At 67.9% G+C, this 15,209-nt stretch carries 12 protein-coding genes; 5 read left to right on the forward strand and 7 right to left on the reverse strand.

Annotated features, from left to right (window positions below):
• Positions 1-3: 3 nt before the first annotated feature.
• From ACIIOY_RS03920 to ACIIOY_RS03935, 4 genes are read left to right on the forward strand one after another with little or no spacing between them, the layout of a single operon-like run.
• The gene (locus ACIIOY_RS03920; protein WP_411033316.1) at positions 4-993 is read left to right on the forward strand and encodes an ABC transporter permease; all 990 of its coding nucleotides are present in this window, start codon (positions 4-6) and stop codon (positions 991-993) included.
• Positions 990-1,997 carry an ABC transporter permease gene (locus ACIIOY_RS03925; RefSeq protein WP_411033317.1) on the forward strand — a complete coding sequence of 336 codons (1,008 nt, stop codon included), beginning with the start codon at positions 990-992 and terminating at the stop codon, positions 1,995-1,997. The genes ACIIOY_RS03920 and ACIIOY_RS03925 overlap by 4 nt, the downstream gene beginning before the upstream one ends.
• Complete coding sequence (gene rhaM, locus ACIIOY_RS03930) at positions 1,997-2,320, forward strand: L-rhamnose mutarotase (RefSeq protein WP_411033318.1); 324 nt, start codon at positions 1,997-1,999, stop codon at positions 2,318-2,320. Before ACIIOY_RS03925 ends, rhaM begins: the two co-directional genes overlap by 1 nt.
• Positions 2,317-3,690 (forward strand): FGGY-family carbohydrate kinase, encoded by a 1,374-nt coding sequence (locus ACIIOY_RS03935; protein ID WP_411033319.1) that lies wholly within the window; start codon positions 2,317-2,319, stop codon positions 3,688-3,690. Before rhaM ends, ACIIOY_RS03935 begins: the two co-directional genes overlap by 4 nt.
• Here ACIIOY_RS03935 and ACIIOY_RS03940 read toward each other — a convergent pair.
• The 3 genes from ACIIOY_RS03940 to ACIIOY_RS03950 form a co-directional block, all read right to left on the reverse strand.
• Complete coding sequence (locus ACIIOY_RS03940; protein ID WP_411033320.1) at positions 3,677-5,614, reverse strand: MacB family efflux pump subunit; 1,938 nt, start codon at positions 5,612-5,614, stop codon at positions 3,677-3,679. The two genes, ACIIOY_RS03935 and ACIIOY_RS03940, sit on opposite strands and share 14 nt — an antisense overlap.
• 10 nt (positions 5,615-5,624) lie before the next feature.
• The gene (locus ACIIOY_RS03945; RefSeq protein WP_411033321.1) at positions 5,625-6,908 is read right to left on the reverse strand and encodes an efflux RND transporter periplasmic adaptor subunit; all 1,284 of its coding nucleotides are present in this window, start codon (positions 6,906-6,908) and stop codon (positions 5,625-5,627) included.
• 176 nt (positions 6,909-7,084) lie between these two features.
• Complete coding sequence (locus ACIIOY_RS03950; RefSeq protein ID WP_411033322.1) at positions 7,085-7,876, reverse strand: pseudouridine synthase; 792 nt, start codon at positions 7,874-7,876, stop codon at positions 7,085-7,087.
• 90 nt (positions 7,877-7,966) lie between these two features.
• Between ACIIOY_RS03950 and prmB the strand changes: the two genes are divergently transcribed.
• On the forward strand, positions 7,967-8,884 hold the full coding sequence (gene prmB / locus ACIIOY_RS03955) for a 50S ribosomal protein L3 N(5)-glutamine methyltransferase (RefSeq protein WP_411033323.1): 918 nt from the start codon (positions 7,967-7,969) through the stop codon (positions 8,882-8,884).
• Positions 8,885-8,989: 105 nt separating this feature from the next.
• On the opposite strand, the gene ACIIOY_RS03960 is transcribed toward prmB, so the two are convergent.
• The 4 genes from ACIIOY_RS03960 to ACIIOY_RS03975 form a co-directional block, all read right to left on the reverse strand.
• Positions 8,990-10,642, reverse strand: coding sequence for an OFA family MFS transporter (locus ACIIOY_RS03960; RefSeq protein WP_411033324.1), 1,653 nt, complete (start codon positions 10,640-10,642; stop codon positions 8,990-8,992).
• Positions 10,643-10,879: 237 nt separating this feature from the next.
• Positions 10,880-12,895 carry a sensor histidine kinase gene (locus ACIIOY_RS03965; protein WP_411033325.1) on the reverse strand — a complete coding sequence of 672 codons (2,016 nt, stop codon included), beginning with the start codon at positions 12,893-12,895 and terminating at the stop codon, positions 10,880-10,882.
• Entirely contained in the window at positions 12,888-14,279 is a 1,392-nt protein-coding gene (locus ACIIOY_RS03970) for a sigma-54-dependent transcriptional regulator (protein WP_411033326.1), read from the reverse strand. The genes ACIIOY_RS03965 and ACIIOY_RS03970 overlap by 8 nt, the downstream gene beginning before the upstream one ends.
• A gap of 135 nt (positions 14,280-14,414) precedes the next feature.
• Entirely contained in the window at positions 14,415-15,209 is a 795-nt protein-coding gene (locus ACIIOY_RS03975) for an SDR family oxidoreductase (protein ID WP_411033327.1), read from the reverse strand.

Here is a 15,209-nt window from a genome sequence, read left to right on the forward strand (position 1 = left end):
ACCATGCAGCGTCTCCTCAAGAACCGTGAACTCCTGCTGGCGCTGATCATCGTCGCGATGATCGCCGGCTTTGCGACGCGGGCGGCCGGCTTCGCCGCCCCCGGCAACCTCGCCAACATCTTCAACGACACCTCGATCCTGATCATCCTGGCGCTCGGGCAGATGACGGTGATCCTGACGAAGTCGATCGACCTTTCGGTCGCGGCGAACCTCGCCTTCACCGGCATGGCCGTCGCCATGCTGGACGCGGCCTATCCCGGCCTGCCGCTGGCGCTGCTGATCGTGCTCGCCATCGCCATCGGCGCGGCGCTCGGCGCGATCAACGGCTTCCTCGTCTGGCTGTTGCAGATCCCGCCCATCGTCGTGACGCTCGGCACGCTCACCATCTACCGCGGCATGGCCTTCGTGCTTTCCGGCGGCGGCTGGGTGAACGCCCACCAGATGACGCCGGACTTCCTCAACCTGCCGCGCCTGCCGGTGCTCGGCCTGCCGATCCTCTCCTGGGTCGCCATCGCCATCGTGCTCACGATGTGGTTCGTGCTGACGCGCACGCCCTTCGGCCGCGCCGCCTATGCCTCGGGCGGCAACCCGACGGCGGCGGTCTATGCCGGCATCGATGTCGGCCGCTCGCGCTTCCTCGCCTTCGTGCTGTCCGGCGCGCTCGCCGGCCTCTCCGGCTATCTCTGGGTGTCGCGCTATGCCGTCGCCTATGTCGACATCGCCGCCGGCTTCGAGCTCGACAGCGTGGCGGCCTGCGTCATCGGCGGCATCTCCATTGCCGGCGGCATCGGCACGGTGATCGGCACCGTGCTCGGCGCCCTCTTCCTCGGCGTCATCAAGAACGCGCTGCCCGTCATCGGCATCTCGCCCTTCGCGCAGATGGCGATTTCCGGCGTCGTCATCATCCTCGCCGTCGTCTTCAACGCCCGCGCCGAGAAGAAGAAGGGCCGTATCATCCTGCGCGACCGCGCCGCCAAGGAGATGCCGGCATGAGCACCGAAACGACCGCGACCCGCCGCCAGATCCCGGACCGGCTCGGCACGCCCATGAAGCGGCTCTTGGCGAGCTGGGAAGTGCTGCTCTTCGGCGTGGCGGTGGCGATCTTCATCGCCAACTCGCTCGCCTCCCCCTATTTCCTCAACGCCTGGAACCTCTCGGACGCGACGTTCAACTTCACCGAAAAGGCGCTGATCGCCTTCGCCATGGCGCTCCTGATCATCGCCGGCGAGATCGACCTTTCCGTCGCTGCGATCATCGCGCTCGCCTCGACGGCGATGGGCGCGGCCGCGCAGGCGGGCGTCGGCACGCCGGGGCTCGTCGCCATCGGCATCGGCACCGGCCTTCTCTGCGGCGCCTTCAACGGCCTGCTCGTCGCCGGCCTCAAGCTGCCCTCCATCGTCGTCACCATCGGCACGATGAGCCTCTTCCGCGGCATCTCCTACATCGTGCTCGGCGACCAGGCCTACGGCAAGTACCCCGCCGACTTCGCCTATTTCGGCCAGGGCTATGTCGTCTGGGTGTTCTCCTTCGAGTTCGTGCTGTTCCTCGTCATGGCCGCCCTCTTCGCCGTGCTGCTGCACAGAACGAATTTCGGCCGCCACGTCTACGTCATCGGCAACAATGCCATGGCGGCGCGCTTTTCCGGCATCCCGGTCGACCGGGTGAAGTTCATCCTCTTCCTTTTGACGGGCCTGATGAGCGGGATCGCCGCCGTCTGCCTCACCTCGCGCCTCGGCTCTACGCGCCCCTCCATCGCGCAAGGCTGGGAGCTGGAAGTGGTGACCATGGTCGTGCTCGGCGGGGTCTCGATCCTCGGCGGGGCGGGCACCATCGCCGGCGTCGTCATCGCCGCCTTCGTCATGGGGCTCGTCACCTTCGGCCTCGGCCTTCTCAACGTGCCCGGCATCGTCATGTCCATCTTCATCGGCCTCCTGCTGATCGTCACCATCGCCCTGCCGATCGTCGCGCGCCGGATCAAGCAGGCGAGGAAAGCGTGATGGCCGAACTGGAAAGACATGCCTTCAAGATGAAGCTCCATCCCGGCATGGAGGCGGAATACAGGAAGCGCCACGACGAGATCTGGCCGGAGCTGGTCGACCTGCTGCACGCGGCCGGGGTTTCCGACTATTCGATCCATCTCGATCCGGAAACGAACATCCTCTTCGGCATCCTCAGCCGGCCGAAGGAGCACGGCATGGCGGCCCTGCCCGACCATCCGGTGATGAAGCGCTGGTGGGCGCATATGGCGGACATCATGGAGACGAACCCGGACAATTCCCCCGTCCAGAGCGACCTCGTTCCCGTCTTCCACATGCCATGAGCGACTACCGCCGCATCGCTGTCCTCGACATCGGCAAGACCAATGCCAAGGTCGTCGTCCTCGACGCCGCGACGGGCGCCGAGATCACCGCCGCGAAAATGGCCAACACCGTCCGCAGGGACGGCCCCTACCCGCACTACGACGTGGAGGCCCTGTGGTCCTTCACGCTCGATGCCCTGCGCCGCTTCGCGAAGGAGCCCGGCTTCGACGCCATCTCGATCACCACCCATGGCGCCTCCGCCGCGCTCATCGGCGCGGATGGCCGGCTCGCAATGCCGGTGATCGATTACGAGCACGAATATCCGCAGGCGATCCGCGACGCCTATGACGCGCTTCGCCCGCCCTTCGGCGAGACCCGTTCGCCGCGCCTGTCGATGGGCCTCAATATCGGCGCGCAGCTGCACTACCAGAAGACCGCCTTTCCGGACGATTTCGCGAAGGTCGCGGCCATCGTCACCTACCCGCAGTACTGGGCGGCGCGGCTGACCGGCGTCGCGGCGAACGAGGTGACCTCGCTCGGCTGCCATACCGACCTCTGGAACCCGCAGACGGGCGCCTATTCCTCGCTGGTCGACACGCTCGGCATCCGCCCGCTGATGGCGCCGATCCGCCCGGCCTTCGACGCGCTCGGCCCCGTCCTGCCGGAGATCGCCGGCACGATCGGCGCTTCGGTCCCGGTCTATTGCGGCATCCACGATTCCAATGCCTCGCTGCTGCCGCATCTGGTGGCGCGAAAGGCGCCCTTCTCGGTGGTCTCGACCGGCACGTGGGTGATCAACTTCGCCGTCGGCGGCGATCTGGAGCATCTCGATCCGGCGCGCGACACGCTCGCCAATGTCGACGCCTACGGCCGTGCCGTGCCCTCGTCCCGCTTCATGGGCGGGCGCGAGTTCGAGATCCTGTCCGCGGAGATCGGCGATGTGGCGGAAGAGGATGTCCGCGCTGCCCTGCCCGCGGTAATCGCAAGGGTGCTGATGCTCACGCCCAATGTCGCGCCGGGCTCCGGCCCCTTTCCCGGGCGGGAAAGGGAATGGGTGAACGCGGAGGGTGCGCGCCCCGCCGAGCGCCACGCCGCCGCCTGCCTCTACCTCGCGCTGATGAACGAGGCCTGCCTCGGACTGATCGGCGCGGGCGGCCCGACGATCGTCGAAGGGCCCTTCGCGGCGAACGGTCTCTACCTGACCCTGCTCGCCGCGCTGACGCGGCGCCCGGTGATCGCCGTACCCGGCTCGACGGGCACCAGCCAGGGCGCATCCCTGCTGACCGGCATCGCGCCGGTTTCAACACTGGAGACGCGGACGGAGCCTTCGGCCATCGCGGGGCTGGACGCCTACCGCGCGGCCTGGCTTGCGGCGCTCAGTCGGCGCTGAGCGCGACGGCCGGCTGGAGGTGCGAGGCGTTGCGCGCCGGCAGGTAGCCGAAGACGAGGCCGGTCAGGAATGAGCAGGCGAAGGCGAGCGCGACGGGGCCGACCGTGAAGCTCACCGGCATGCCGAAGGCCTGGGCGAGCCCGCCGACCGAAAGGCCCAGCACCACGCCGATGGCGCCGCCGATCGCCGAGACGACCAGCGCCTCGATGAGGAATTGCAGGAGGATGTCCCGCCGCCGCGCGCCGGTCGCCATGCGCACGCCGATCTCGCGGGTGCGCTCGCGCACGCTGACCAGCATGATGTTCATCACGCCGATGCCGCCGACGAGCAGCGAGATCGCCGCGACCGAGCCGAGGAAGAGCTTCATCGTGTTCGACGTCTCGGTGAAGGCCTCGCGCACGGAGGACATGTTGGTGATCTGCGTGTCCTCGGCCTTGTGCCGCTCGTTCAGCAGCGCCTGGATGGCGTCCTGCGTCAGGTCGATGGCCGAGGCATCCTGCACCTGGACGGTGATGGTGCGCACGTTGCGCTGGCCGAAGAGCCGCATGCTGCCGGTGGAAAGCGGCACGAGGATCACGTCGTCCTGGTCGTTGCCGCCGGCGCTCGCGCCCATCTCGCTCATCACGCCGATGACCTGGAAGGGGATCTTGTTGACCAGCACGTACTCACCGAGCGGGCTTGCGCCGTCCGGGAAGAGCGTCCTGGCCACGGTCTGGCCGAGCACGGCGACCGGCGCATAGGTGTCCATGTCGTCCGCGTTGATGAACTCGCCGGAGCCGACGCTCCAGGATTTGGCGCGCGGGAAGGCCGGCACGGTGCCGTTCGCCGTCGTCTGGTAGTCGATGTTGCCGTAGCGCACGGTGACCGAACTCGTCATTTCCGGCACGGCGAAGGCGACGTTCGGCAGGTCGAGGATCGCATCCGCATCGGCAGGGATGAGCGTCACCGGCGCGCTGCCGCCGCCGCGGAAATTCGCCATGCTGGGGCGGACGAGCAGGAGGTCCGAGCCCATCGCGGAAATGCGGTCGAGCACGGAATTCTGCGCGCCCGTGCCGATCGCCAGCATGGCCACCACGGAGCCGACGCCGATGACGATGCCGAGCAGCGTCAGCACGGTGCGGAACAGGTTGGCGTGCAGGGCCCGCAAGGCCATCTTGATCGCCTCGGAAATGTCGGCGATCGCCGCCGAGCCTTCCTTTACCGGCTTCCCGAGGCCGGCTGCCTCCGGGGACGGAGGGCTCTTCCGGGCGCGGTCGGAGATGATGCGGCCGTCGCGGATCTCGATCAGCCGGTCGGCGGCTTCCGCCACCTCGCGCGAATGGGTGATGAGGATGACCGTGTGGCCGTCCTCGTGCATCCGGCGCAAGAGCGCCATCACCTCCTCGCCGCTCTGGCTGTCGAGCGCGCCGGTCGGCTCGTCGGCCAGGATGACGCGGCCGCCGTTCATCAGCGCCCGGGCGATGGAGACGCGCTGCTGCTGGCCGCCGGAGAGCTGGTTCGGCCGGTGGTCCAGCCGGTCGCCCAGCTTCAGCGAGCCGAGCAGCGCCTCCGCCCGCTCCTGCCGGTCGCGCGCCGGGATGCCGGCATAGATCGCCGGCACCTCGACATTCTCGCGGGCGCTCGCCGTGGGGATGAGGTTGTAGCTCTGGAAGACGAAGCCGAAGGTGCGGCGGCGCAGCGCCGCAAGCTCGTCGCTCTCGAAATCGGCGACCGGCTCGCCGTCGATCAGATAGTCGCCGGAGGTCGGCTGGTCGAGACAGCCGAGGATGTTCATCAGCGTCGACTTGCCCGAACCGGACTGGCCGATGATCGCCACGAACTCCCCCGCCTCGATGTCGAGCGAGATGCCGTGCAGCACCTCCACGGCGAAGCCGTCGTTGTAGAAGGTCTTGGTGACGTCCCGGAGCGAGATGAGCGCCGTCATGGTCCTGCCCTCAGAACATCGGCGGCATGCGCATGCCGCGGCGCGAGCCCCGGTCGCCGCCGGCCGAGCCGCCGCCGGCGGAGCCGGAGCTGACGATGACCTTCTCGCCTTCCTCAAGCCCGCTCTTCACCTCGACGCTGACGCGGTTGCGGATGCCGGTCTCGACCTTGCGCACCTCCTGCGTGCCGCTGGCCGAAACGACCGTCACCTCCGCCTGCGGCCTGCCGCGGCCCTCGCCGCGCTTCATGGTCACGGCGCCGGCCGGCACCAGGAGCACGTCGCGGGCGGCCGCCTGCACGAAGAAGACCTGCGCGCTCATCGACATCATCAGCTCGCCGTCCGGGTTCGGCACGTCGAACAGCGCGTTGTAGAGCACGACGTTGTTCTCGACCGTCGGCGACGGCTCGATCTGGCGGAGCTTGCCGGTGAAGCGCTTGCCCGGCTGGCCGAGCAGCGTGAAATAGGCTTCCATCCCCACCTTGAGGCGCCCGACATCGGCCTCGGAGACCTCGGCGCGCACGGCCATCGTCGAAAGGTCGGCGATGGTGACGATGGTGGGCGCGCTCTGCACGGCGTTCAGCGTCTGGCCTTCCTTCACCGGGTTGGCGACGATGGTGCCCGCCATGGGCGCGTAGATCTTCGTATAGCCGAGGTCGACCTCGTCGCCGGCGAGCGTCGCCTGCTGCTTGCGGATCTGCGCCTCGGTGGCGTTGACGTCCGCCTCCGCCGCGGCAAGGTCGGCGACGGCCTGGTCGAGCGCCTGCCGGGCGGCGGCATTGCCGGCCACGAGGTTGCGCTGGCGGGCGATGTTCGCCTGCCTGAGGGCGAGCTGCGCCTTCTTGGATTCGAGCTGCGCCTGAAGGTTGGCAAGCTCCGCACGGTTGATCTCGATGCGGTTCTCGATCGTCGCAGGATCGATTTCGGCAAGGAGCTGGTCTTTCGCGACCGTGTCGCCGATCGCGACATGCAGCGCCTTGAGCTGGCCGGAGACCTGCGCGCCGGCATCGACGGATTTCACCGCCTCCAGCGTGCCGACGGCCGTCACCGCATTCTCGATGTCGCCGCGCACGACAGGCTGCGTGATGATCGCCGTCGCGGTCTGGGCCGGGGCATAGGCGCGCCAGCCGTAATAACCGGCGCCGGCGAGGACGGCCAGCACGGGCAGCCATATCCAGGCGCGCGAGCGCCGCTTGCGGCGGGCGGGCGGCGCTGCGCCGGGCATGAAGGTGACGTTCGTCCGGCCGGCCTCGTCGGCGGCCTTCTCATCCGTTTTCGGTCGTGCGGTCTTGGTCATCGGCGTTCCACGTGTCGAGGCCGTGCCTCTCGCGTCCCTTTGATTGACATGTGACACCGGAAAGCCCCAAGGAGAAGCCCTTGGGATCATTATATTTTCGTAATGTTCGCCGCACGGGGGCGCTCGCGGGCCCGATCGGCGGCCGCAACCGCCGAAACGATCCCGCGCCCCGGGGCCTACCGCGGCGTGACGAGGCGGCGGAGATTTTCGACCTCCTCGCCCGATAGCGGCCGGACCGCGCCTTTCTCCAATTCGCCGAGCAGGAGGTCGCCGATCGCGACGCGGACGAGGCGCAGGCAGGTGATGTCCATCGCCTCCAGCATGCGCCGGATCTGGCGGTTCTTGCCCTCGTCCAGGACGACCTCTATCCAGGCGTTCTTCTCCCCTTGGCGGATCGCGCGCACGCGCCTTGCGCGCAGCAACTCGCCGTCATGCCGGATGCCGTTCACCATGGCATCCAGCATCTCCCGATTGGCAAGGCGGTCCATCTGGACGTGATAGGTCTTGGCGACATGCGTTTGCGGGTCGAGCAGCGCCTGGGCGAATTCCGTGTCGTTGGTGAAGAGCAGCAGCCCCTCGCTCGCCTTGTCGAGGCGCCCGACGGGAGAAAGGTGCGCGTGGTCGAGGTGCCTGAGGCAATCGAAGACCGTCGGCCGCCCCTGCGGATCGTGCCGGGTCGTCACGAGGCCGCGCGGCTTGTTGAGCATCAGGTAGACGCGCTCTTCGGCGGCGACGCGCTTGCCGTCCACCGCGATCACCGCATGGGAAAGGTCGACCCAGGTCTCTGGATCGGTCGTCACGCGGCCGCCGACCGTGACCCGCCCGTCGCGCACCAGGGCTTCGGCCTGCGTGCGCGAACAGAAGCCCAGCTTGGAGAGCGCGCGCGGCAGGGTGACACGCTTGCCGCCGGAAGGCGCATCCGCCCTGCGGCCGGTTTTCGGTTTCTGCGGCTTGCGGATGCCCTTCATGTCCCCGTCCTCGGTTGACCCACAGGCCCTTGCCATTCTAAAGCCGGGGTCGTCCAGCCAAATTTCCGCAGCCATCGAAGTGAGACGCCGTTGACGACAGACGACATTACAAGCGAACTCGTAACGCTGCGCGACTACTGGCGCTATGCGATCTCCCGCTTCAATGCGGCCGAACTCAGCTACGGCCATGGAACGACGACGGCCGGCGACGATGCGGCGTTCCTGCTGCTCGATTCGCTGGACCTGCCGATCGATACGCTCGATCCCTTCCTCGACGCCCGCCTGCTGCCGGCCGAGCGCAGGCTGCTTGCCGAGCGGATCGAGGCGCGCGTTTCCACCCGGAAGCCATCTTCCTACCTCACGGGCCGCGCCTATATCCAGGGCGTGCGCTTCCTGGTGGACGAGCGGGTGATCGTGCCGCGCTCGCATATCGGGGAAATCCTGTTCAGCGAATATCTCGGCGAGCACGGCTCGTCCTACCTGCCGGATCCGATGGCGGTGGAAAGCGCCGTGGACATCTGCACCGGCTCGGGCTGCCTTGCGGTCCTCGCCGCGAAATTCTTCCCGAATGCGCAGGTCGACGCGGTGGACCTGTCCGCCGACGCACTGGAGGTCGCCAGGCTGAACCTGGCCGAACACGATGTCGCCGATCGGGTGAGCCTCCACCGAGGCGATCTCTTCACGCCGCTTGCCGGCAGGAAATACGACCTCATCATCACCAATCCGCCCTATGTGGATCATGCGGCGCTGGAAGCCTATCCGCCGGAGTTCCGCGCGGAGCCGGCCATGGCGCACGATGGCGGCGAGGACGGGCTCGATCTCGTCCGCCGGCTCATCGCGGAGGCGCCGGACCACCTCAACCCCGAGGGCGGGATGATCTGCGAGATCGGTTCGGGACGGGAAATCCTCGAAGAGGAATTCCCCCATCTCGATTTCCTCTGGCTGGAAACGGCCGAGTCGCAGGATGCGGTCTTCTGGATTTCCGCCGAGGCGCTCGGCGCGGCGTGACGGGCCGCACACGAACGAAGGCTATAGAAGGCCCCCGGCGGAACCAGCCGCCGGGGGCCTGTCATCATGGACGCAAGACTGCCACGCACTCTTGCTGGAATTGCCCTAGAACAGCGCTGCCGTCTTCTGCAGCGTGATCCACACGCCCCAGAGGATCGGAATGCCGACGATGGCCCAGGCAACCACCGCCTTGCCGTCGAGGCTGCCCTTGCCGATGCCGAAGGAGCCGGTCGGGCCGGACTCGGCGGCCGCGCTCTTGGCCTGGAGGGCGGCGACCTCCTCCGGCTTCATGTACCACTTTTCCGAAAGCGGGCGAACCAGCGCGTTGGCGACGAGGCCGAGCGCCAGCATGCCCGCGAGGATATACATGGTGAAGTCGTAGACCTGCTCGCGGGGGATACCGGCGGCGATCTGGAACTCGCGGATATAGTTCACCACGACCGGGCCGATGATGCCGGCCGTCGCCCAGGCGGTCAGCAGCCGGCCGTGGATCGCGCCCACGAACTGCGTGCCGAAGATGTCCGCCAGATAGGCCGGGACCGTCGCGAAGCCCCCGCCGTACATCGACAGGATGATGCACAGGATGCTGACGAAGAGCAGCTGGCTGCCCATATGCGCGGCCGTCGGGGCGAGCGCATAGAGGACGATGCCGAGGATAAAGAAGGTGTAGTAGGTGTTCTTTCGGCCGAGCTTGTCGGAGAGCGACGCCCAGAAGAAGCGTCCGCCGATGTTGAAGAGCGACAAGAGGCCGGCGAAACCGGCGGCGATGGCCGCGATCGCCGCCTTCTGGTTGGCGTCGAGCTGGGTGAAGGTCAGCTCCGGCTGACCGATCAGGCGGCCGCCGAAGATTTCCTGGAGCATGGGCGAGGCCATGCCGATGACGCCGATGCCGGCCGAGACGTTGAGGCAGAGCACGGCCCAGATCAGCCAGAACTGCCGGGTCTTGTGGGCGTCGCGCAGGTGCACGTGATGCGCGGTGATCATCGTCGACTTGGTGTTCGCCGGCGGCGTCCAGCCGTCCGGCCGCCAGCCGGCCGGCGGGATGCGGTAGCCGAAGGCGCCGCCCATCATGAAGACGAAGTAGATCGCCGCCATGACGAGGAAGGTCTGCCAGACGCCGACCGAATCCGGTCCCTTGAAGGTGTTCATCAATATGTCGGCGAGCGGGGCGCCGATCATCGCGCCGCCGCCGAAGCCCATGATCGCCATGCCGGTCGCCATGCCGCGCCGGTCGGGGAACCACTTGATGAGCGTCGAAACCGGCGAGATGTAGCCGAGACCGAGGCCGATGCCGCCGATGACGCCGGCACCGAGCCACATCAGCCAGAGCTGGTGGCTCATGACGCCGAGCGCCGCGACCGCGATGCCGCCGCACCAGCAGATGGCCGAGACGACGCCGGCCTTGCGCGGGCCCGCCCGCTCCAGCCAGCCGCCCCAGATGGCGGCCGACGAGCCGAGCAGCACGAAGAACAGCGTGTAGATCCAGCCAAGGTCGGAGACGCGCCAGTTGCAGCTCGTCGTGAAGAGCGCCGAGACGAGCGACATGTCGGCACAGGTCGCCGGCTGCTCGGCGCCGAGCGCGTTGGAAAGCGGCAGCCAGAACACGCTGAAGCCATAGGCCATGCCGATACACAGGTGGATGGCCAGCGCTGCCGGCGGAACCAGCCAGCGGTTGAAGCCGGGCTTGGCGATGATGCGTTCCCGGTCGAGGATGCCGCCGGAATAGGAACCGGCATAGGTCTCGGTCGATATGGTCATTGGGTCTCCTCCGCAGCGCACCCCTCGGATGCGAAGATTTCTCGAAGGGAGCCGGGCGTTGTCATCCCTTCGGCGCGCGACCGCCCGCATTCTGCGTGCAGGCGACAGGCGCCGACCTCCCGGCGAGGCCCTTGCAAGGCGCATGCCAAGAAGGATTTCCTTTCAGATCAACCGCTTGCCCGGAATTTTCTGGAGCGCGAAGGACAGTTTGTCCCTTTGACCGGACAAAATGTCCACTCAGGCGGCTTCCGGCAGCCAGATGGTGAAGGTCGCCCCCTCGCCCGGCCGGCTGGCCACCGAGATGCTGCCGCCCTGGCGCGTCACCAGCGTCTGGCTGATCGACAGGCCGAGCCCGGTCCCCTCCTGCCGCTTCGTCGTGAAGAACGGATCGAAGACTTTTGCCGCCACGTCCGGATCCATGCCGACGCCCGTATCGCTGACGACGACCTCGACGCCCGGCCGTTCGCCGCGGTCGCGGTCGCGGGTCTCGATGCTCAGGCGGCCGCCATCCGGCATGGCGTGTATGGCGTTGACGATGAGGTTGACGATGACCTGCTGGAGCTCGGTGCGGTTCATCAGCACGAGGCGCTCCGCCGTGTTCTCCAGCCGCACCTCTATCGCCGCTTTGGCCAGGAGATGCTGGACGAGCGGCATGCAGTCCGCCACCGCCGCGCCCGGCGCATGGCGATCGACGAAGCCGGCGAATTCCTCCGGCTTGGCGAATTGCAGGAGTTTCGTGACGATCTGGCTGATGCGCTGGATCTGCTCGTCGAGAAGCTGGAACTCCACCTTCGCCAGTTCCGCCCTGTCCCCCACCACGGAACGCACGACCTCCAGGTTGCCCTGCATGACGGCGATCGGATTGTTGATCTCGTGCGCGACGCCGGCGGTGATCTCGCCGATGGCGGCGAGCTTTTCCGAGAGGATCAGCTGCTTGGTGGTGGCCTCCAGCTGCCGGTTGGCGAGCTGGAGTTCGCGGGTGCGCTCGTCGACGCGGGCGTTCAGCTCCTCGTTCCAGCGGCGAAGCTCCTGGTCATTCTGCTCGAGCTGGTCCAGGAGATCGTCGAGATGCACGGCGACGCGGCCGATCTCGTCCTGGCTGTCGACGGGACCGGTACGCGCGGAAAGATCGCCGCTCTCGACCTTGGCGATGGTGGCGTCGACGCGTTCCAGGGGCTCGAAGATGCCCCGCGCCCAGCGCAGGAAGATCGGCACGCTCGCCGCCGTGATGACGAAGAAGGCCGCGACGATGGTGAGCACCGTCTGGTACTTCGCTGCCGTGAACGGCGCCTCTAGGAAGCCGACATAGAGCATGCCGACCCGCTTGCCGTGGCTGTCCGTGATCGGTTCGTAGGCGGAAATGTACCAGTCGTTGACGACGAAGGCGCTGTCGAGCCACGTGCGTCCCTCGCCGAGCACCGCCGAGCGTACCGCGGCGGAAACGCGCGTGCCGAGCGCCCGCCGGCCCTCGAACAGGCGCACATTGGTGCTGATGCGCACGTCGTCGAGGAAGAGCGTCGCCGTGCCCTGGCTGCCCTCCGGCAGGCTCGCCTCGCGATAGACGAGATCGTTGATCGTATCGATGAAGACGAGGTTCTGGTTGAGCAGGATGCCGCCGACGAGCACGGCCTTGCGGCCCTCGCCGAGGGTGACGGGGCTGGCGCTCTGCACGACCATGCCGCGCGTCTCCTCCCTGCGCTCGGTCGGCACCGCATTCGGCGTCGGCACGAGCGGCAGCTTCGCGCGGGCGGCAAGGTCGGGGGACAGCCTTTCGAGATCGGCATTGTCGAAGATGTCGATGCCGGTCGCGGCCGTGCCGGCCAGCGCATCGCGGATGACAGGCCAATCGGTGCGCAGCGAAGCCGCCGTTCCCGTCGTGACGGAGACGACAAGCCGCCCGTCCGGCTCGATCACATAGAGGAAATCGAGCTCCAGCCGGGCCCGTGCCTCGTCGAGCAGCGATTCCAGCGCGCTGCCGTCGTTGACGACATCGCGGAAGCGCGCCGAGGCGCCGAGCGCGGTGACATGCTCGCCCGTGTTGTCGAGGATATGGGCGAGGTACTGGTGCGCGATCGTCAGGTCGCCGTTGACCTTGGAGGCGAGCGTCGCGTCGAACTTCGCGTTCCAGCGATAGACCGTGACGCCGAGCAGCAGCGGCAGGATCACCAGCATCGGCAGGAGGGCGATGGCGAGCAGCCGGTAGCGCACGGAGCGCGCCGGCCGGATGGTGTCGCCCTGCTTGCCGTCAGCCATCCCAGGCAGCCAGCTTGCGGTCGATGGTCTTGCGGGAAATGCCGAGCTGGCGCGCGGCCTCGTCGCGCTGGCCATTGCATGCGGCAAGCACGGAGAGGATGTGGCGCCGCTCGACATCCGCCAGCGATGCCCCCTCCCCATCGGCAGCGGCCGCGGACGGCGAACCGAAACCTTCCGGGAAGCGGCCGAGGATCAAGGTGCGCTCGATGAGGTTGCGCAGTTCGCGCACATTGCCCGGCCAGTCGTAGGTCGAGAGCGCCCGGCGGGCGGCCTCGTCGATCGGCACGGCCGGCATGGCGAGCTGGGCCGAAAGCTTCTTCATGAACAGCGCCGCCAGCTCCACCGCATCGCCCTCCCGCTCCTTCAGCGGCGGCAGGTGGATCTGCATGACATTGATTCGGAAGAAGAGATCGGCGCGGAAACGGCCGGCCTGCACCTCCTTCTCCAGCTCCGCATTGGTGGCGAAGATGAAGCGCAGGTCGACGGGCACCTCGCGTTCCGAGCCGACGGGCCGGACCTTGCGATCCTCCAGCACGCGCAGCAGCTTGCTCTGCGTGGCCGGCGGCATCTCGCTGATCTCGTCGAGGAAAAGCGTGCCGCCCTGCGCATGCAGGAACAGGCCCTCGCGGGCGCGCTCGGCCCCGGTGAAGGCGCCCTTCAGATGGCCGAACAGCTCGCTTTCGATCATGTCCGGCGGAATCGCTCCGCAATTGACCGGCACGAAGGGCTTCGCCGACCGGTCGGACAGTGCGTGCAGCGACCGCGCCGCCACTTCCTTGCCCGTGCCGGACTGGCCGGTGAGCAGGACCGAGGTGGGCAGCGGCGCCACGCGGGCGATCGTCTCGCGCACGCGGGCGATGGCGGCGGATTCGCCGATCAGCCGGTCGCGCAGCAGGATATGGTCCGACGTCGCCTTGAGCTCGTAGCGCAGGACGTAGTTTTCCCGCTGCAGGCGGATGCGGTCGAGGCAGCGCGCCACGGCGTTGAGCAACTGGTTGGAGCGGAAGGGCTTCAGGATGAAATCGACCGCGCCCGCCCGCAGCGCCTGGATCGCCGTTTCGAGGTCGGCATAGGCGGTCATCAGGATGGCATCGGCGAAGAAGCCGATGGCGCGCTGTTCGGCAAGCCATTCGACGCCGTTCTTCCTCGGCATGATGTTGTCGAGGATCACAACGTCGAAATGGTGCTGGTCGAGCCTGCGGGAGGCTTCGTCCGTGTCGGCCGCCAGCTCCAGCCGCTTGCAGCGCGGCCCGAGCGTGCGCAGGAGGAAGTTGCGCATGCCGGGCTCGTCGTCGACGACGAGGATGGAGGCCTGCGCCAGCCACGGGCCGAATTCCGGATCGGCGGACGTATCGCGCACGACGCGCACGGCTTCAGTCGGCACCTCGTCTCCTCCCGATGGTCAGGCGCATGAAAGGCCTACCATAGGAAGCCGCCGCCGCGAGCACAAGGCGGCACCGCAACGGCGAAGGAGCTCATCCTCCAACAATTGCGAGCCCTTAGGCCCGGCAACGGCGTGTCAGCCCCTGCGAGGCGGCGCGCCGCTGCGCCGGTCCAGATAGGAGGCGGCAAAGGGGCCGAAATAACCGAGCAGGCGGAGCGCCAGGCCGAAATGGATTTCGCGCCGGCCCCTGTCCATGCCGGCGACGATCGCCCGTGCCACGATGGCGGCCTCGCGCGGCCTGACACGCCCGATCAGCGCCTGGGCCTCCGGCGGGCGCAGCGGCAGCTCACGCTCGAACTGCGGGGTCAGCGTATCCGGCGGGAAGCAGATCGAGACGGAAATGCCGGCGGGCGCCATCTCCGCCCGCAGGGCGGCGGCGAGGCCCCGGAGGGCGAATTTCGAGGCGCAGTAGGCGCTGTAGCCGGGAATGCCGATGAGGCCCGCGCCTGAGGAGACGATCAGCACCCGCCCCCCGCCCTTCTCGCGCATGCCGGGCAGGACTGACCGCGCGCTGTTGGCGACGCCCGTCAGGTTGACGGATATCTGCCGATCGAAGGTCGCCGGATCCTGCTCGAGGAAGCGGGCGGGCTCGACGATGCCCGCGGATGCGACGAGCACGTCGACGGTGCCGAAGCGGGATGCGGCATGGGCGACGGCGCGCGAGAGCGCCTCTCCATCGGTAACGTCGGCGGGTGCGGCGAGAATCCTCTCGGCGCGTGCCTGCATGCCGCGGGAAAGCGTCCGCACCGCCTCGGCCAGCCCCTCCTCGCCTCGCGCAACGAGGCAGACCCGGTCGCCGCGCTCGAGGAGCAGATCGGCAACGGCAAGGCCTATGCCGCTCGATCCGCCCGTCACGAGCACATGCCGCAC

The organism is Shinella agrisoli, from assembly GCF_046557955.1.
GTDB lineage: Bacteria > Pseudomonadota > Alphaproteobacteria > Rhizobiales > Rhizobiaceae > Shinella.